Source organism: Paenibacillus sedimenti, from assembly GCF_014534655.1.
Lineage (GTDB): Bacteria > Bacillota > Bacilli > Paenibacillales > NBRC-103111 > Paenibacillus_E > Paenibacillus_E sedimenti.
In genome coordinates, this window is record NZ_JACVVD010000016.1 from 1 (window position 1) to 19,640 (window position 19,640).

At 51.8% G+C, this 19,640-nt stretch carries 14 protein-coding genes and 1 rRNA gene; 2 read left to right on the plus strand and 13 right to left on the minus strand.

Translation table 11 applies throughout. The annotated features are described in order from the left end of the window. From ICC18_RS28940 to ICC18_RS29000, 13 genes are all read right to left on the minus strand, one after another. Positions 1 to 104: ribosomal RNA gene (locus ICC18_RS28940) — 16S ribosomal RNA — on the minus strand; the annotation flags it as partial. 267 nt (positions 105 to 371) lie between these two features. Further along, entirely contained in the window at positions 372 to 1,382 is a 1,011-nt protein-coding gene (locus ICC18_RS28945; protein ID WP_188177897.1) for a DUF1835 domain-containing protein, read from the minus strand. A gap of 29 nt (positions 1,383 to 1,411) precedes the next feature. Beyond that, positions 1,412 to 3,433: an NAD-dependent DNA ligase LigA gene (gene ligA / locus ICC18_RS28950; RefSeq protein WP_188177898.1), complete on the minus strand. Its 2,022-nt coding sequence runs from the start codon at positions 3,431 to 3,433 to the stop codon at positions 1,412 to 1,414. Between the two features lie 51 nt (positions 3,434 to 3,484). After that, entirely contained in the window at positions 3,485 to 5,842 is a 2,358-nt protein-coding gene (gene pcrA, locus ICC18_RS28955; protein ID WP_188177899.1) for a DNA helicase PcrA, read from the minus strand. Positions 5,843 to 5,845: 3 nt separating this feature from the next. Then, positions 5,846 to 6,541, minus strand: a complete 696-nt coding sequence (pcrB, locus tag ICC18_RS28960; RefSeq protein WP_188177900.1) for a heptaprenylglyceryl phosphate synthase — start codon at positions 6,539 to 6,541, stop codon at positions 5,846 to 5,848. Between the two features lie 176 nt (positions 6,542 to 6,717). After that, positions 6,718 to 7,206 carry a hypothetical protein gene (locus ICC18_RS28965; RefSeq protein WP_188177901.1) on the minus strand — a complete coding sequence of 163 codons (489 nt, stop codon included), beginning with the start codon at positions 7,204 to 7,206 and terminating at the stop codon, positions 6,718 to 6,720. Between the two features lie 153 nt (positions 7,207 to 7,359). Beyond that, the gene (locus ICC18_RS28970) at positions 7,360 to 8,127 is read right to left on the minus strand and encodes a spore coat protein (protein ID WP_188177902.1); all 768 of its coding nucleotides are present in this window, start codon (positions 8,125 to 8,127) and stop codon (positions 7,360 to 7,362) included. Between the two features lie 28 nt (positions 8,128 to 8,155). Continuing rightward, positions 8,156 to 8,377, minus strand: a complete 222-nt coding sequence (locus ICC18_RS28975) for a hypothetical protein (RefSeq protein WP_188177903.1) — start codon at positions 8,375 to 8,377, stop codon at positions 8,156 to 8,158. Between the two features lie 135 nt (positions 8,378 to 8,512). Beyond that, entirely contained in the window at positions 8,513 to 9,451 is a 939-nt protein-coding gene (locus ICC18_RS28980) for a DUF4340 domain-containing protein (protein WP_188177904.1), read from the minus strand. Next, positions 9,448 to 10,836: a GldG family protein gene (locus ICC18_RS28985; protein ID WP_188177905.1), complete on the minus strand. Its 1,389-nt coding sequence runs from the start codon at positions 10,834 to 10,836 to the stop codon at positions 9,448 to 9,450. The genes ICC18_RS28980 and ICC18_RS28985 overlap by 4 nt, the downstream gene beginning before the upstream one ends. A gap of 5 nt (positions 10,837 to 10,841) precedes the next feature. Continuing rightward, complete coding sequence (locus ICC18_RS28990) at positions 10,842 to 11,558, minus strand: ABC transporter permease subunit (RefSeq protein ID WP_188177906.1); 717 nt, start codon at positions 11,556 to 11,558, stop codon at positions 10,842 to 10,844. Continuing rightward, entirely contained in the window at positions 11,551 to 12,594 is a 1,044-nt protein-coding gene (locus ICC18_RS28995) for an ABC transporter ATP-binding protein (protein WP_188177907.1), read from the minus strand. The genes ICC18_RS28990 and ICC18_RS28995 overlap by 8 nt, the downstream gene beginning before the upstream one ends. A 737-nt stretch (positions 12,595 to 13,331) precedes the next feature. Continuing rightward, positions 13,332 to 15,842 (minus strand): U32 family peptidase, encoded by a 2,511-nt coding sequence (locus ICC18_RS29000; RefSeq protein WP_188177908.1) that lies wholly within the window; start codon positions 15,840 to 15,842, stop codon positions 13,332 to 13,334. 257 nt (positions 15,843 to 16,099) lie between these two features. Here ICC18_RS29000 and ICC18_RS29005 point away from each other — a divergent pair, with 257 nt between their 5' ends. Together ICC18_RS29005 and ICC18_RS29010 are read left to right on the plus strand one after the other, a co-directional pair. After that, positions 16,100 to 19,327, plus strand: a complete 3,228-nt coding sequence (locus ICC18_RS29005; RefSeq protein WP_223192972.1) for an FG-GAP repeat domain-containing protein — start codon at positions 16,100 to 16,102, stop codon at positions 19,325 to 19,327. A gap of 51 nt (positions 19,328 to 19,378) precedes the next feature. Continuing rightward, positions 19,379 to 19,636, plus strand: coding sequence for an acyl carrier protein (locus tag ICC18_RS29010; RefSeq protein ID WP_188177910.1), 258 nt, complete (start codon positions 19,379 to 19,381; stop codon positions 19,634 to 19,636). The last annotated feature ends 4 nt before the right edge of the window (positions 19,637 to 19,640 follow it).

Sequence of the window (19,640 nt, forward strand, 5' to 3'; positions counted from 1 at the left end):
TGTTACTCACCCGTCCGCCGCTATCCCCGAAGGGACCGCTCGACTTGCATGTATTAGGCACGCCGCCAGCGTTCGTCCTGAGCCAGGATCAAACTCTCCAAAAAGGTAAAAGTGAGACTTTGATCTACGATCAAAGATCCCTATAAAGCCTATTTGTTAAGCTGAATAGCTCAATTTCAAAGCTGACGAGATTTTGCAATCTCATTATAGTCACTTGCGTGACTTGCTGATTGTTTCATTCATTTGTTCAGTTTTCAAGGAGCTTTTTGTTGCTACCGTTTAAAGCGTTAATGCATCGCTTGTTGCGGTGACAAGTACATATACTATCAGGTTTCAAAACGAAATGCAAGCATCTTTATACATCCATTATCTTACAATCTGCAAACCTGCATTGTCATAAGGTTTTTGCGCCAAATCCCCTCTTTTCCCAACAAATGAACGCCGCCTATCCACTCATCAACGCCATTTAATTGAACGTAATCAAGCTCGTAATCAAGAACTCGTCTCCCGTTCTCGGTAAGCTGAAGTCGCCACTTAGCGAAATCGTCAGGAAGCTTCTCACCATGCCCCGGCAGTTGATTGCCCCCTATAAGAGTGACTAGCGGAACCTTGCACAGCCTTACACTATCCAGTATGCCCCAAAACTGCAAATCACCTAGGCCGTAGCCTCTGGAAATTTGACTCACTTGTTTGAAGAGCTCTAGAACGGTCATATCATTATGCCTGATTAGCTCCAGAACGAGCTGCTGAATACCAGACAGACCATTTTGAACCGAAGGGAAACGTTCCATATTAGTTTGTAAGGCTTTTGGGAGAAATGAAAGTGCAGATAGATTTTCTTTCAATATATTGGCCATAGCAAGCGGTTCAGAAGCCGAATAGGCGGTCCATACCCGATTGGCCAGAGACAATTGCTCATCCGCTACAGGATTCCACTTCTCATGAAGTTGTTTCACTTGTTCCACCGAAAGCTGGCCTAGCCCATAAAATGGTTCAACCCCGGGAAATTCACCGATACATAGCAAGGCTAACCGATATGATCGAGGACTTAGATTTGAAAATCGCGATAACAAGTAGCAGAGCATGAGCTGATCATACAGATCATATTCAAACCAAAGTACGACTTCATCTATATCTTGTGCAATAGCATCCAGAGCTTTTTCCTGCTGCAATGTTATTGTAGTAAACGTCTCTAGGGGAATCCGATGCCTCGTCTCCATATATTGCGCTCTTATAGACAGAAGGACGCTGTCAGACATTTGAAGTCCGACAGGTCCTTCATATAAAGATTCACGCCACGCCAAAATATCTCCGGGAATGTCTGATGCACGAAGCTTCTCAGCAAAGGCATCGCCATTCACAATATGAAGCAACTTAGGCACGGCGCTCACTCCTTAAATGTGGATACAAACTATGCTTCACCAAGCAATTGCAGAAGCTCTTGTTCATCGTCAATGATTCTAATGCCCAATTCTTGCGCTTTGGTCAGCTTGCTGCCTGCACTCTCGCCCGCGATGACGATGTCCGTTTTCTTCGAGACGCTGCCGGTGATTTTGGCTCCGAGCGCTTCCAGCTTTTTGGCGCATTCATCGCGTCCCATGGTGCTGAGCGTGCCGGTAAGTACGATTGTTTTGCCGAAAAACGGATTGTCCGGACTAGCTTGAACGATTGCGGGTTCCTCCGCAACCGGGTTAACTCCCGCTGCCAACATACGCTCAATGCTTGACACCATGACAGGGTCATGGAAAAACGTATAGATGCTATCAGCTACAATGCCGCCAACATCCGGAAGGGTAATCAGCTCCTCCGGGGTTGCTTCCATTAGCTTGGCCAGGCTGCGGTAATGGTCTGCGAGCACTTTGGTCGTTGTTTTGCCCGAGTTAGGAATACCTAATGCATAAAGGAAAGAAGCCAAATCGCGGGACTTGCTTTTTTCCAGAGCGTCCAGGAGGTTTCGCGCCTTTTTCTCGCCGAAGCGTTCCAGCTTGACAAGGTCTTCGAATTGAAGGTTGTATAGATCCGCAGGATCACGTACGTCCAGCTCCTGATGCAACTGAGAAGCGGTCATTTCGCTGAAGGTCTCGATATCCATGGCATCGCGCGATGCAAAATGCGCAATACGGCCAACCAGCTGCGGACTGCAGCCCAGTCGGTTGTTGCAGAACAGATGAGCGCCGCGCATCTCCAGCTCGCTGCCGCAGGACGGACAATGCGTCGGATAGACGATTTCCCCGCCGTCATTCTCTTCGGTCACCTTGCCGAGAATTTCAGGAATGACGTCGTTGGATCGGCGAATATACACGAGGCTGCCCAACGCATGCTTCAGGTTCTTGCGTTCGATATCGCCGATGTTATTAAGCGTACAGTTCTGAACAGTGACGCCCGCCAAGTCAACGGCTTCAACTCGAGCCAACGGCGTGATTTTGCCAGTGCGGCCTACTTCCCATGATACGCTTTGGAGGATCGTAGTCGCTTCTTCTGCCTCGAACTTGTAGGCAACTGCCCAACGAGGGAATTTCTCCGTATAACCGAGCACTTCCCGCGTACGCATGTCGGTGAGCTTCACAACGCTTCCATCAATCAGAAAATCAAAACTGTGGCGCTCTTCGGCAATCCGCTCAAGTTCAGCGGACACTTCTTCCATAGTAGCGAAAAACCGCGTACGGTCACTTACTTTAAAATGATTGTCCCGCAAAAACTGCAGCATCTCCGCGTGGTTCGTGAATTGAATATTGTCCGAATAGCCGACATTATAGAAGAAAGCGTTCAGTTTGCGCTCTGCCGTCACTTTGGGATTTAAATTGCGCAGGGCTCCGGCCGCGGCGTTGCGGGCGTTTTTGAGCGGTTCTGCGGCTGTCCGGTTGTAAGCTTCAAGCACAGAGAGGAACATCATGCCCTCACCTTGAACTTCAATCGTTCCCTGATCGTAAGGGATCTCCAGCGGGATGGATTTGATTGTCTTGATTTGGGCTAAAATCCCCTCGCCGACAGTACCTGTTCCGCGCGTGGAGGCTTGAACGAGCTGTCCCCGTTCGTAAGTCAGATTGAGCGTGAGCCCGTCGAACTTCAATTCCACGACATAGGATGGGTCAGGAAGCGGTTGCTCGGGATTTTTGCTGTTGTAATCGGCGATCAGCTTCAGCACTCGCGTATGCCAGGCTTGCAGATCCTCTGCGTTTTGCGCCTTATCCAGGCTCCATAGACGGGAAAGATGACGATGAGGCTCAAATCCCTTGAGGATTTCACCGCCAACACGCTGCGTTGGGGAGGAAGGCAGGGTGACCCCTGTCTCCTTTTCCATTGCGACGAGCTTATCGTACAGTGCGTCCCATTCCTTGTCGGAGATTGTTGGCTTGTCGAGCGTGTAATAGTTATGGTTATGTTGATTGATTTCTTGGATGAGGGTTTTCATTGCCGCGACGGTATCTGTCATTACGGGCTCTTCCTCTCTATTGGTCGATATTTAGATCAAGGTTAAATTACCTTAAGATTCTTTCGTGATTGGGGCGAACTTGGCGAGCAGGCGCTTGAGTCCCACAGGCGCCGGGAACGCGATTTGCAGCTCGGTATCATCGCCCGATCCTTTCACTGAAACGACGGTGCCGATGCCCCACTTGCCGTGCGACACTTTGTCGCCGGCTTTGTAATCCGGCACCGCGCCGCCCGCGGCGGGCTGCGGCGCCCGGAACGCAGCCGGTCTGGCCCCGGCTGCGGGGCTTGGCGCAGCCGCGCCCGAACCCGTCCGGCCGAAGGCGGACGGGCTGCCCCAAGCGGACGAGCCGCCACCGCCGCGGCTCGCTGTGCTGCCGGCAGCGCCGAAGCTGCTGCCGCCGCTGCCCCACGAGCTGGTGCGGCCGGCTCGGGAGAAGCCACCGCCGATGCCGCCCATCGAGACGTTCTCCACGAGTTCCTGCGGAATCTCGGTGAGGAATCTCGATGGGGCGTTAGCAGCGGTGCGGCCGAAGAGCGTGCGCATGCGGGCGCACGTGAGGAAGAGCTCTTCCTCGGCGCGCGTGATGCCTACATAGGCCAAGCGGCGCTCCTCTTCCAGCTCTTCATTGTCGGAAAACGCACGACTATGCGGGAAGACGCCTTCCTCCATCCCGATGACGAAAACAACGGGGAATTCCAGACCTTTGGCGCTGTGCATCGTCATCAGCACGACAGCATCCTTTTCGTCCGCGTCCTTATCCTTGTCCATCGTATCAATATCCGCGATCAGCGCCAGATCGGTAAGGAATGAAACGAGCGACTTATCCTCGTTGCGCTTTTCGAAGTCCATCGTCACGGACAGGAACTCGTCGATATTCTCGAGACGGGCTTTGGACTCGATGGTATTCTCGCGCTGCATTTCCATCCGGTACTGGGATAGCTCCAGCATTTTCTCCGTCAGCTCAGTAACAGACAGGTATTCAACCATACGATTGAGATTTTCAATCATCTCGCGGAAATCCGCTAGTGCGTGCTTCGCTTTGGTATTAATTTCAAGCGCGTCGACTTCCTCCAGCATGGCATAGAGCGAAATGCCTCTGCGTCCCGCCATATCGGCCACTTTATCCATCGTGGTATCGCCGATGCCCCGCTTCGGTACATTAACGATTCGATTCAAGCTGATGTCGTCATCCGGATTGGAGATCAGACGCAAGTACGCGAGAATGTCTTTGATCTCTTTGCGGTCATAGAACTTCACGCCGCCGACAATGGTATAAGGAATATCCGATTTGATCAAAATTTCCTCGATCACCCGGGATTGCGCATTCGTACGATACAGAATCGCGTGATCGGCAAACTTTTTACCCTTCGACTTATTCTTATTAATTTCATTCGTAACGAAGTAGCCTTCCTCATGCTCGGAGTCGGCCTGATAAACTTTGATCGCGCTGCCGCCTTCTTTATCCGTCCACAGGTTTTTGGGCTTCCGTCCTGTGTTGTTGGCAATCACTTTGTTCGCCGCCTGCAAAATGTTCGACGTTGAGCGATAATTTTGCTCTAACAGAATCGTTGTTGCATTCGGGTAATCCTGCTCAAAATTGAGAATATTCGTAATATCCGCCCCACGCCAACGGTAAATGGACTGGTCACTATCGCCCACGACGCAAAGCCGCTTATGCTTATCGGCTAACATTTGACACAACATGTACTGTGCGCGGTTCGTATCTTGGTACTCATCAACATGAATGTATTGAAATTTATTTTGGTAAAAGTCCAGAACTTCGGGAACTTCCTTAAATAGCTGAATGGTCGCCATGATAAGATCGTCAAAGTCTAGCGAGTTGTTGCTTCTGAGCTTTTTTTGATAGAGGGCGTAAATCTTAGCCGTGAGACCTTGGAAGTAGTCGCCGATCTTATTTTCATATTGCTGCGGGGTGATGAGTTCGTTCTTGGCTGTGCTGATTTCGGCTTGGAACGCCTTCGGTTCAAACTTCTTGGTGTCGATGTTGAGCTCTTTGCAGCACGTCTTGATCACCGAAAGCTGGTCGCCGGAATCCAGGATCGTAAAATTCGATGTAAAACCAATACGTGAAATATCTCTCCGCAGAATGCGTACACACATGGAGTGGAAGGTAGATACCCAGATATCGCTCCCCGCTCTGCCAACGAGCTTACCTACACGCTCTTGCATTTCCCGTGCAGCTTTGTTCGTAAACGTAATCGCCAAAATGCTCCAGGGCGCCGCCTTGCGCGTACCGATTAAGTAGGCAATTCGGTGCGTAAGCACGCGCGTCTTGCCGGATCCCGCTCCAGCCATGATGAGAAGTGGTCCGTCAACGGCCTCCACTGCTTTGCGCTGCTGCGGATTCAGCCTTTTGATCGCATCCAAAATATTTACCGTTTCGTTCATATGCTACCTTCCTGTTCTATCAATGTTCACGGTCTGAAGCGCCTGCTCCAGATCATTGTAAATAATGTTGCCGACTACGATCGTATCTGCCACTTCGGCCGCCTGCTGCGCTTTGTCCAGAGTGTCAATACCGCCGCCGTAGATGAGACGGGCATGTTCAAGAACGCTCCGTGTGCGGCGCACCAGCTCCATATCTCCAAAAACACCGCTGTATTCCAAATATACAATCGGCATGTGAAACAGCTTGTCCGCCATACGGGCGTAAGCCGTCACGTCTTTGGCATCCAGGTCGGTGCGGGACGATGTCAGCCGGGCGGCTGTCGCTTCGCTGTTTAATATGATATAACCTTCGGTTACAATTTCATCCCAATTCAAAATCGCGCCATATTCCTTCAGCGCTTCATGATGCTGTCCTACGATCCATTGCGGGTCATTCGCGTTCAACACGACCGGGATAAGGAACAAATCGAATCCGGGCACAATCGCCTCTTGATTGGAAATCTCGAGCACAACAGGAACTTCATACTGACGAACTCTCGCCAGCAGGTCCACGGTATTGTCAAAAGTCACACCGGTCGACCCTCCGACCATGATGGCGTCCGTTCCGGACTGGCACAGCCGATCCAGCGCCTCATCCGATATCTCACGATCAGGATCCAGTTTAAAAACATGCTTCCACTTGCTTATATCGACGATCAATTCTGTCCCTCCGATTAGGCGGCAAAAACGCCATACTACCACCAGTCTATGCTACGCATCCAGGTGTGTCAAATGACAAAAGACGGGCTATACGCCCGCCTTTTCAAGGAATATGCACTTTGCGCGACCTGGTCTAAGTCGGATCGACGTTTTCAACGAAATACAAACATTAGTTCTTATTTCTTCACTTCGATATTGAGAATTTTCTCCACATTGAGATCCGTATGGTCATTTTGCTGAAGTTTGAGCCTGATCTCGTGATTGCCTACCGCCAAATTTGTTAATTTTACAGGCGCGTTCTGAGTAAGCATAGCCTTCTGTTTCCCGTCTACATATAGATGTAAGTGCCCTTGACCTTGCACATTCTTTTGATCCTTATAGTCCGATAAATTAAAATTGGTCGTCGTATAGGTGATCGTGGCATTGCGTCCATCTTGCGTAACGGTTGCTTCAATGGCAGGTTTTGCTCCGGATGGCACAGTTTTCACACTGCTATCAGCACTGATCTGCGCGACCGTTGTCGTCGTTACCTTGGAGCCGCTTGCCCCCGTGATCTCCGTTTCGTCTTTGGAGCCGCAAGCTGTTGTTAGCGCACCTAGCAAGATTAAGGAAGCTGTTCCGTAAATCCACTTTGCTTTCATTGAGCGATCCACATCCTTTTCCATAGTTTGGACATCCTTTGTTCCTTATATATGAGTGACAAGCTGCATCCATACCATGATTATTCAGAAAGTGGGACAAAATATTGAAAACAATGGAAAAAGACGTCCAGCAGCCTGAGTAGCTGAGGACGTCTTTATTGAGCATTTTAGTATCGGTTAAAAACTATATTTGCTTCCCTCATTCTGTCTGCTGCTGTATGTGCCTTCACTTGTCGACGGGCTATGGCTGCTTGTTTGGCTGCGGGCAGCCGTGCCCTGGTTCGAAGATTTACCCGTCAAGCCAGTAATTTCAGAAGAGGTAAGCCCCGGCGGGGAGTAGCTTTGGGTTTGGCCATAACTCTGATCCTGATAGCTCTGTCCTTGCATACCGCTATAGGGCTGCTGCTGATTGTGTATGTTATGCACACTCTGTTGAATCCCTTGGCTGTAAACCGCATTCGGATATGCTGAGCTACTGATTGTTGGCGCGGGTTGGAATGATGTCTGCTGCGGAGCTGCAATTTGATTTTGGCTTTGGCTTGGCTGGAATTGCTGCTGTGTCATAGCCTGATTAGGCTGTTGCTGATAGCCGCCCGCACTGCCGGCTCTGCTCAGATTTTGCTGAACAAAGGACTGTAGCTTGGCTGCAGACTGATTTTGTTTTTGCAGCTCTTGCTGAAGTTGCTCCTGAGCTGCCGGTTGGGTATCATAGCCGCCCAATTTTTGAATTTCTTGAAAAACGGCGGCTTGATCTTGCAAGGTCTTTTGCAGCAAAGTTTGGAAAGCCTGACGAATTTGCGGGTTCGCAGCTTCCAATGTTGCCGTCGTATATTCACGGGCTGTTCTTTTCAATTCGGAAAGAACAAAATTTGCCAGATCCTGTTCTTGTAAATAAACCTGCGGCTGTGCGCCGTAGCCTTGCTGCTGATAATTTTGCTGATACACGGTTCATTCACCTCCTGGATGTACGTAATTAGTGGGTAATGCCGGATTGCTGCTGCAGGGTATTCATCAGAATACTGATGTTATGCAGACGCTCTTGAGAAAGATGAGCCAGCGTTTGCTTCAATGACGGACTTTGACACTCCACAGCACCTTGCACGCAGAGCTTCGTAAGCAACTCCTCATTTTTCAGCGAATCGGTTATGTACGATAGTTCCTTGCCGGATATTGCTTGGTTTCCTTGATTGTACATGCGAATGTTACCCTCCTTTCCATTGCTACCTATATGATTTCCAAATTATCCCGTTTTATGTAACGATGGAAAAAAAGTATAGAACGAAAAGACCGTCCGTTAAGCGCAAAACGCTCAAGGACCGGTCTTTTGTAATTAAGAGGCAGGCTGCTCCGGCTTGCCGGCGTAGACATCCGCGATTTTTTGCACATCTGCGGCTGTGAGCCGGTAAGCCCACTCGCCACCTTGCTTGGCGAGCCAAACTTGATCCTGGTCCAGCTTTCCTTCATAAATCTCTATCGATTCCTTACCATCCGCGGACAATCCGAGCTCCACCTTCAGCTCTCCACCTGCCGTCGGTTTCCGGGCCGAAGGCAGCGGAAGCTGTGTAGTGTGAAGGAAGGTCAGCTCGCTGAGCAGCGGACTGGCCTCAGAGCCCTTCAGCTCCTTATCGCCAAGCTTCCAGTTGGCTTCAGAAGCGACTTTGTCTTTATCCGATTTGGTTAACGTCCAAGTCTGACCTTTCCAGGTCAGCTTTACGCTCTGTACCTTGTCGCTATCAAACTGAAAAGGATTCGTCTGCGCGAAGTCCGCCGGCATCTTGTTTAACTGTTCTAAGGATTGATCACTCACCTGATAAACAACCGGAGATCCTTCCACCATCGCGTAAGAGTACCCTTGGATAGGGAGCGCTGCGCCGACTTGAATGCCTTTTTTCGATCCGTCCTTCATTGTGACTTCGTACACTTGGGCGGGCTTATCCAGACCATATTTGGCCGGATCAGCCGCCTGCTGCTCCACGATCTTTTCCTGATTGACTAATCCCAGAGAGCCCAACCAGCTATCCACCATGTTCGTGTTGATAGGGGCTGCCGCCGGCTTCTTCATCTCCCAGCCGGAGCCGCTGGCGCTGCGGCTTAATTCAATCTGCTGCTCAGCCGTACGCAGACTAAGCGACTGCACATTTTCTTGCTGGATCGTAAGGAGGGTCTTCGGTTCATCTTTCTTCTCTCGAAAGAAGTCTTTGCTCGAAGCGTACCAGAACGCCCCAATACAAATGACGACTAAAAGAATCGTAGGAATAAACCGCTTCATCCTCTTCTCCTCCTCCACCAAATCAATCCGCCGATAATCAGGAACAAGAGCGGTAAGAACACAATCGTCACGAGGAAAATCGTATTCGCCTGGCTAGGCGTAATTAGCGCTTGCTGGAACGCGTCGCCTTGACGCGGACGAATCGTCACTTGGTCTTTTTGCTCCTGCAGCCAGCCGATACTGTTTAGAGCGAAGTCTTTGTTCCCTTGATTCTGAATATCTTGATCCAGCACGAACGTTGATCCGCCCAAAATGACGGCTTTCGGCTTGTTATCCTTACTCTCGATCGCATAGCCGAGGTTTAAAGGACCTTTTACGTCTGAGGCATCCTGTTTCGTTTTGGACTGCGCAAGCAGGTTAATATCGGTTTCACCATAGGCTTTATCCGTTGTGCTGAGCAGCAGCGATTTTGTCCAGTCGCCTGCATTCTCGTCAGCTTTCAGGCTGACAGCCAACGATAACATCGTGACCAGATTGTTGCTGGACAGCTTATTGGTAATATCGTGCGCTCCGTATTCCGGAATAATGGTGAGCGGATCGAAAAGGGACGTTTGCTTCGCTTCGATCGCCACGGCATGCTGGTCTTGAACACCGAACGTGCTCATGATCGAATCGATATTTTTCCACTTGGTCGCCATATCCTTGTTAAAGCCCAGCGCGATGTAAATCTTTCCTTTATCCTTCAAATAGGCATTGATCAGCTCGGTTTCCTTATCGTTCAGGTCATTTTGAGGGCCCAGGAGCATGAGCATCTCCGCGTCGTCCGGGATTTTGCCCTCACGGTACAGATTCAGCTCTTTGACGACGTAATTCGCGCCTTCCAAGCTGCTTCTGAGAATCGTCATCGCGTTAAGCGGGTATTCCTGATGCCCCGAGAGCATATAGACGGTATGCTTTTCCGTGGATGTCAGACTTTTGATGGCCTGCGTAAATTTCTCTTCGCCTGTGAATGTATAGGAGCCATCCTGCTGACCGTTAAACATTTCATAGAAATTCACGGTCTGCTTCTTGTCGCCCAACTCAAAAATAAGCGTGCCGCCCTGATCGACGCCATACTGCTTGGCCATCGAAGGCTCTTTCAGCATATCGTACTGATCATACGTGATTTTACCGCTTTGCTTCTTATATTCAGCCGCCATATCCGTAACTTGACGCGTGATAAAGTCACTGTTATCCGCATTGTTCGTAAAGGCGATGATATGAATGTCCTGATTTAAATTTTGTAGCGTTGTCACCGTCTGTTCGGAGAGCGTAAAATTCTTATTCTTGGTCAAATCAACCTGGAAGCCCTTCAAAGAGTGAAGGAAGATCGTCAGGATGATAAAAATGCCGATCACGGCGATCGAGAGTACAGTCGCATTGGTCCCGCGTATCCATTTATTCATCCGGCTCACCTCCAACGCTTTCTTTCAAGAACTTGAATGCTTAGAACCAGGAATACTGCCGCCAATGTAATGTAAAAGACGATGTCTCCGCCGTGGAGGACGCCTTTTTGCAGATTCGTCATGTGACTCGTCAGCGAAAACTGCCCGATCCATTCTTTCAGCTTGCCGCCAAAGCTATCGCTAAGCCAATCCAGCAGCCAGAGCAGCAGCAGGAGAACAAAGCCGACCATGCCGCCGACCATCTGGTTATTGGTTAAACTCGAGGCAAATAGACCTACGGCCATCATGGCGCAACCAAGCAGGAACATGCTGAGATAGGACAGCCACATGACCGGCTTATCCAGGTCGCCGAAGGCCGACATAATGAGCGGGTAAATCAGGCTGATTGCAACCAGCCCCACTTGCACGACAAGCGCGGACAAGTATTTGCCGATCACAATTTCACTGATGCCCGCCGGCGAGGTAAGCAGCAATTCGTCCGTGCCTTGCCGAAATTCATCCGCGACCAGCCGCATCGTTAAGAGCGGGATGATGAACAGATAGATGAACGAAGTGTTTCCGACCACGGAACGCGCATCGATAATCGGCGGCTGACCGCTAACGAAATTGATATAGAAAAAGAAGCTCGAAAGCAGCACGTAAAAAGCGAACGCCACGTAAGCAATCGGCGAGAAAAAATACATTTGCAGCTCTTTGGAGCAAATGGCCCACACTCTACGCATCGGCGGCCACCTCCTCTTCGTTATCTGAAGGCGCTGCAGCTGTCGGTTCGTCCGTCGTCAGCTTGAGGAAAATATCCTCCAGGCTGAGGCTCTCCCGCTTCATTTCGAGAATCGGGTAGCCGGCCTGCGCCAGGCGGAAGAACAGCGCTTCGCGGATATCGGAACGATCCGCGGAGGTGACGAGCAGCTTCACGGAAGCTGCTTCTGCAGTTTCGGCAGCTGCGTCTGCGGACGCGGCAGCAGGTTCGGTCGGCGCGGCTTCGGCGCCGCCGAGCTCCTTGACCGCTGCGACGGCTTCCAGCCCGCGCAGCTCGGTGATAATCCGCTCGCGAGGTCCTTTGACCTCGAGCGATACCTCGAACGTCTCTCCCATCGTGCGGCCGAGGTTTTCCGGACGCTCGTCGAGGACGACGCGCCCTTGGTTAATAATGAGAACGCGGTTGCAGATCGCGTTGATTTCAGGCAAAATGTGCGTGCTCAGCAGCACCGTATGGTTCTCACCCAGCTCGTGTATGAGCTGGCGAATCTCGATGATCTGCTTCGGATCGAGCCCCGACGTGGGCTCATCCAGGATCAGCAGATCCGGCTTGTGCAAAATCGCCTGGGCTAAGCCAAGGCGCTGCTTGTAGCCTTTGGACAGGGAGCGGATGACCTGCTTCTCGCGCCCTTGCAGGCCAAGCTTGTCGATGGCTTCGCCGACACGCAGCTTTTGCTCCCGCGCCGGTACATCGCGCAGATTCGCAATGAAGCGCAAATAGGACTGTACCGTCATCTCCGGATACAAAGGCGGCGTTTCCGGCAAATAGCCGATCTTGCGCCGCGCTTGCTTCGGATGATCGGCCATCGACAGTCCGTCCACCCATATTTGTCCGCGCGTCGGATTCAGATACCCCGTAATCATTCGCATTGTCGTCGTTTTGCCAGCGCCGTTCGGCCCTAGGAAGCCAACGATCTCGCCGCGCTGCATCGAAAAATCGATGTTATGTACGCCGCGATCATTTTCGTACAGCTTGCTGACTTGTTTGACCTCAAGCATCGAAGATCCCCCATTCGTAACGTTCGTTCATATAAACCATCATCACTATATCCAAACAACAATAAACCAACCTTAAATGAATCTGAAAAATAGATTAAAAAAATGTGTCTAAATTGTGAATGAAAGAGATGGATCATGTGATAATGAGGGAAATGTACGGATCACCTGGATCCGGCTCCCGAGTAGGATCCAAGCCGGTTTCTCGTATGAACGGAAAACTATTCACTCTCTGCCTTTGGCATGACACCCGCGCTACTTAGCGACTCATAGGCTGTATTAGCGAATAGAAGGCTGTTGAGGAGTCATGTGGTACAATGGGCTCTAATCTTCAGCTTAAGAACAACGGTCGCTAGTAGCGAACGATTAGACTCAAAATTTGGAGGAAACATGTAAAATGTGGTTATTGGGAACAAAATTCTTTAACTAAAGAATCATATTCGTTCATTATGGAAACTTGTTCTCTATTCTACCCTTGGCGTGACACCCGCGTTCTTTTAGCGCCTCATAGGTCTGTATTAGCGAACAATAGGCGCTGTTGAGGAGTTATGTGCTATGCTGTGCTGTGCTGTGCCGTGCCATGCTGTGCTGTGCCGCGCCGTACCACTGATGATGATAATTAGCCGTATTTCGATAATTTTTCAGGATGGTGTATCTACCAAACCACATTCCTGGCTAATCAACGACAAGAACCTCCGCCACCACGCTAATGTGGAGACGGAGGTTCTTGAATAAAAAAATTACTTCACCAATTGCCCGCGCGTAACGCCAAGCTGGTTCGTCGCTTTGAGCGATTTCCAAACTTGCGTTCCACTGATCTCGCCGCGGATCGCACGACGGTACAACGAGATGATTTCCTGTACCTTCTCAGGCGACTCTTCCAGGAACTCCACACGGAACGAGCGGATGCCGAGCTCCATGAAATGGCTCAAATATTCCGCGCCCGACTGATCGATCGCATTGTAGACCGTGTTGCGACAGCCTTCATCCACGCGAACCGGATGCGACATGCCAACCCGATCCTGTAAGGATACATGGTGCTCCTCGCAAGGACGTCCACAGTTCGTATAGTCCGTACCTTCGCTCAGGAATGTACAGTACACGCAATGCTCTGTGTGGAACATCGGCATGTGTTGGTGAATAACAACCTCTAGCTTGGACGTCTCGGAGCGTCGCAGCAGATCGACCATCTGCTGAATGTTCAAATCGTACGAAGGAGTCACCTTGGAAAGACCCGCCTCCAAGAACAGCGCTGCGGTTTTGTGATTCGCAATGTTGAGTGAGAAATCGCCGATCAACTGCGGCTTCGGCCCATTCGGATTCTCCCATTGTTGCTTCAGGAAGTAATAAGCTGCACCGGTATTGCGCACCAGTACGGCATCCGGACCAAGCTTCAATATATTGTTAAAATAGCCCGTTTCCCCTGGCATGTGAATACGCGGAGTTACAAGCGCGATCTTGCGTCCGGCGGCATGAACGGCTTCCACCGCTGCAGGGAACTGCTTAATGAATTCAAAGTCCGCGTAAATGAAATTAACGTCTGTTTCCAGCACTGCCTTCACCTGCTCAAGGTTGCGGCAGAGCGCGGTCAACTGAACGTCTTGGGCAGCTTCAGGTACGCTGGCTGCCGGCTGTGGCACATCGTCGTACACGCCGATGTGGCGTTTCTGGTACGAGCGCGGCTTTTGACGCTCGTCTTCCATCAATTCAACAGCGGCGCGGCGCATGCTGTTGAGCTCGCGCATCGGCACGATTAACTCGCCGGCCAGTTGGACATCCAGCTGGTCGAGCTCGTAAATCGTGCCGCCGAGGCGGCCGAACTGCTCCTGAAAGAGCTGTTCGTCCATAGGGCGTTTTTCCGCGCGTACCAGCGGAAGTTCGGACTGCACAAAGACGGTATGGCCGCCGCGGATATCCGTCCACCAGCTTTTGAGCGGCTCGCCTTCTGCGCCGGTCACTTTCACATTAACCGGAAACGTCCGGTATGGCTTGTCGGTCTCGTACGTTTGGCGCAGCCGCTTGTCGAGATGCGGATCATTCGTCTTCCAGATGCGATCGCCGACATGCAGCCGCGACAAGTTCACGTCATTCCGTCCCGGAATGATCTCGATCAGGCCGCCCTCCGCTTCACCTTCGAGCTTCTCACCTCTACGGCGCAAATCGTAGATGCGCCCGCCCTCTTCCTTCTTCGTCGGGTCCCCGGCGTCGAACACGATCCCGTCGCCGCGTTTCACCGGAGCCTCCAGCTCACAGATCACCCCGTCGCGCAGGATCTGCTTGACGCGGCCGACAAACACCCCGCGGCTCTTCGGATACGTCCCCTCGACGAGTTGCTTATTGTTGGTTCCTTTCAGGAAACCAACCGTGAACCCTCGCGAGAAGCTTTGCTCCAGCTCGCGCAGCTCTTCCTTCGTCGGGCGGGGATTCTCCCCGTCGAAGTAGCGGTCGATAGCGCGGCGATACTTGCTCACGACGTTGGCAACATACTCGGGGCTTTTCAAACGCCCCTCGATTTTGAAAGACGTCACGCCGGCTTCGATCAGCTCCGGCACCAGCTCCAACGCCGCCAAATCCTTCGGCGACAGCAGATAAGCTACGTCGCCCATCGGCTTCTGCTCGCCGTCGACCATCAGGTCGTACGGCAGACGGCAAGCCTGCGCGCATTCCCCGCGGTTGGCGGAACGGCCGCCCCACATTTCGGAAGTCAAGCACTGACCCGAATAGGAAACGCACAGCGCGCCATGCACGAAAACTTCCATCGGCAGCTTCGCTTGGTCGCCGATTTGTTTGATTTGCTTCAGGTTATTCTCGCGTCCGAGCACGACCCGTTCGATATCGAACGGCTTCGTAAATTCGACTGCCTCCGGCGACGTAATCGTCATTTGGGTCGACCCGTGAATCGGGAAGTCCGGGGAGATTTCGCGAATCATTTTCACAAGACCGAGATCCTGAACGATGACCGCATCGACGCCCGCATCCACACAAGCTTCGATTAATTGCTTCGCCTCGTTTAGCTCCTCCTCGAATACAAGGATATTGAACGTCAGAAAACCTTTTACCCCATATAAATGAAGGAACGACATGATCTCCGGCAGCTCGTCCATCGTAAAGTTGTGCGCGCGAGCCCGCGCATTGAATTTTTCCACGCCAAAAAATACGGCATCCGCCCCATTGGCGACAGCCGCCCTCAGACAGTCCCAATCCCCCGCAGGGGCTAATAATTCTATATCTTCTCTGCGTATCGTACGCATGGCAGCAAATCCTTTCACAAATAGATCCTTAAGTTTCTCAAGTCTTCTCCTTAGTGTAACAGAAAGGATAGGACGGAAGCTAGGTCAGGGTCAGCGCAAAGTATGGCAGCAGACTTCGGAGCCTGATGTCGCTTTATGAGGGAATTAGAAGGAAATAGTGAAGTGTAGTCTCCGGCTTAAAGTTAACAAACCCCCTTATAAATGCTATAATGGCGAGGATAGTAACCATTTTAGCAATTGAGGGATATCTCTTGGTTTTGTCGAAATTTCGTTTTCACCAGCTGCTTATTGTCATAGCCCTAAGCGTGATCATTTTCTTTTCCATGCTCTTCTTCGTTACCAGAGTTGACGAAATTAGGCTCCTTTATGCAACGAGCGAAGACGCCTACGATTCGGCAGCCTACGGAAATTTCCAGCAAACCCTGCAGGCCGGCGTTCAGCTTGAACGGCAAGATCTGCATACCCTAACAGCGAACAAGCTGGGCCGGTACGACGCTATCTACCTGGATCCTAATCTTGTGCAAGATCCGCGTTGGTCCGAGCAATCCGCCAAATTAATGAAGTATGTAGAACATGGCGGGTATTTATTATTAGAAAACGGGTTCGCTGCCAGCTTCCCGCCAGAATTTCTGGGTGCTGGGCAAGTGGTTGATTTAAAGACAACCAAGGACCATAACGTAACTACACCTAGCTTGAATGCTGGAACGCCGAATTTCGCTTATCCGCAAGTTCCTTATAATCTGCAAGGCATTCAGCAAGTTTTCCAGTTATTTAGCCAAAGCTATTTTAAACACAATACATTGGATAGCCTTCCGGGCTTGAATTGGGGCTACGGTTTCATCCCTTCCTCAGCCCAATCGATCGTGACCTTGGATCAGGTTTCACTCTCCGTGGTGAATCGCGTTGGCGCAGGTGCGGTGCTGATCAGCAGCAATTTCCTGCCGAACCGTTACTTCCCGACGGGTTACGATATGCAGAGCGGAATGGACCCGAATCAAGGCTTCAGTCAGCTTGCACAAAAGTACGACGCACAGAGCAAGCCCGCAGCCGGAACGACTTACTTCTATAGAAGGGCTTTGCCGCTTGAGCCCTATTTTCATTTCGCCTTTGCGGCTGCAAATATGCAATACCGCAGTGAGCTGCTTGCTTATGTTTCGAAGGAAACACTAGGTTACAGTATCAAAAAGATACTGGGCCCCTATGGACGTCCTGCGATGGCGTTCCAGAACCACTTCGAGGCGATGCCCGCCTTCCAGCAAAAAGACGGCATCGCATGGGCGGAGCTGCTGAAAAAGTATGACGAAATCCCATCGTTCACGCTTGTGCGCAATGCCTTCTATTGGGGGCAATGGCGCGAGAGCGTAACCGTGCAGCTCAATACCGGGACGAACGCGGAGCCGAAGTTCGCCGGAGAGCTGCCGGGCTCGGGCTACGCGAGCGGGCTGCATGTGATGGCTGGCGGCAAGCCATTGCGCCAAGCCTTGTTCCCGCAATATCGCGATCTGTCGAGCGCGATCGAGCTGCCCTACCGCGCGTACCCGGCCGCGGCGGATCTGAACGGCGACGGCCGCATCGATCTGCTGGCCGGCAGCGCGGACGGATTCGTGTACGTCTACACGAATCAAGGGACTGAGGCGGCGGCCTACGCGAGCGAGCCGCCGCCTGAGGGCAAGGCGCTGCCGGACACGTTCGGCGCGCCGGAGAAGCTGCTGCTGGAGTCGGGCAAGCCGCTCCAGCTCAGGCCCTACACCACCGTTCACGCGGCAGACGTGAACGGGGACGGGCGCCCGGACCTCGTCGTCTCGGACGAGTCCGGCGCGGTGTTGCAGCTGCCGCAGCTCGCTAGCGGCAGGTTCGGCCCGCCCGCAGCCGTGCGCGCGGGCGGGAAGCCGCTGCAGATGCCCGGGGGGCCTGCAGCGGCAGCCGTCGCCGATGTGGATGGCGACGGCAAGCTCGACCTCGTCCTGGGCGCAGCCGATGGACGCGTGCACTTGTATAAGGGCCGCGGCGCAGCGGCCCTTGACCTACAAGCCGGCAGCGCACTCTTCGCGCTGCCGAACAAGGGCACGCACGCCGCACCAGCGGTACGTGACATGAACGGCGACGGCCGACCGGACATCGTGGTCGGCGGCAGCGACGGTGACCTGCAGGTGTTCCTCCAAGAGACCAACGGCGCTTGGTCCGATGCAGGTCCGCTTACGGGGGCGACCCGCAACCAAGTCGGCAACCACGCCTTGGTGGCCGGCCACTACTCCGTTCCGTTGTGGCTTGATCTCAATCACGACGGAGCGGATGATCTGATCGTCGGCGGTATCGAATTCGGGTCTCCCGTTTCGATCGACGATCCGCAGTTTCCTTATCAGTCTCAGCTGAACGAGTTCATTCAATACGCGAAAGCCAATCACCTGGATCTAGGCCCGCACGTGTTTGTCCATAACTTCAAAAGCACCGAGCAAGAACGTACGGAAGTAGCGCTGCACAAGCGAGCCTTCGATAAACTCGGCATCCCGTGGATGCATCCGGGAGCGAATCAGCATACCTGGCGCATCAATAACGAGGACCGGCAGCAAACGCTACGCAGCGAGCAGCAGCAAAGCCTGTGGTTTAACTTCGGATTTTTGCCGTCGGATTCGCCGGTCATCGCTCGTCCGGATGGGATCTGGTCGCTGCCGTTCCTGCTTCAGGACCAGAACGGTCAGACAGACGCGACCATGCTCATTCATACCCCGACGCCGGTATTGCGGACCGGGGATTACGCAACGACCGATATTTTCGAATCGATGGTTAAATTGGATATGCCGATTGATTATTTCGAGCATATCGAGTACCATTTTCCCGTACCCGCGAAGATCGCCTATTTAACCGAATTTGCCGATTACTTTAATAAACTTCGCACTAATCATGATTATAACTTTATGTCAGAAACCCAGATGGCCCAGTCCTTCTTGACTGCGATGAAAGGCGACGTCATCATCAGTCAATCCTGGGCATCCTATTTATTGGACAAGCTCAAGGATCGCCTTGCCGGCGGCAGCCCGCATTGGCATGCCACATTAACGCCTGATACGACGAAGGTGCCTGGCTTGGCGGGCGATTACAAGGATACACTCGGCGTCGTTATTGATAAAGGCGAGAAGCTGGTCCAGTTCTCCCTGCAAAGCGATTCCGATATCTATACAACTCAAGAAAATCGACTGTATATTGGCCTTTCTAAGCCGACAGCCATCAGCATTCAGCCCGGCAAAGAAAATTTCCATCTTATTCGTTCCAACGTACCGTTCACCTTGTCTCCAAAAGGTAGCGGCTATACCTTGGAGCTGAAATCAGCCGGCTTACAGCAGTTCAAACTTTATAGTCCTGATGAGCTAAGCTTCACTGGCTCAGATGATCTTAAAGTTAAGCACGACGCTGCAGCACGCACTTATACCATAACCCGTTATGGGGATTCCATACAGCTTACCATCTCGAAGGCGCAAACACCTTGATTTCCGCCTTCATTTTCTTTAACTACCCTATGAATCAGGAGGCTTAGCAACATGTCCAATGAAGAACTTGTAACCCAGCTAGAGGAGCATATTCGTGAGCGTTATGAAATTGAAGCAGACGACGACGATTTCGGCGTAGACGTCCACCTTTTTGATTACGGCTTTATCGACTCGATCGGCGCTGCAGCGCTCATCGCCCACATTGAAAAAACATACGGCATCCAAGTAACGAACCAAGATTTAATGCTTTACTCAATGAACACCATACGCGAGATTGCCGATTTTATTTCCAAGAAGACAGGAAGGTAACGAA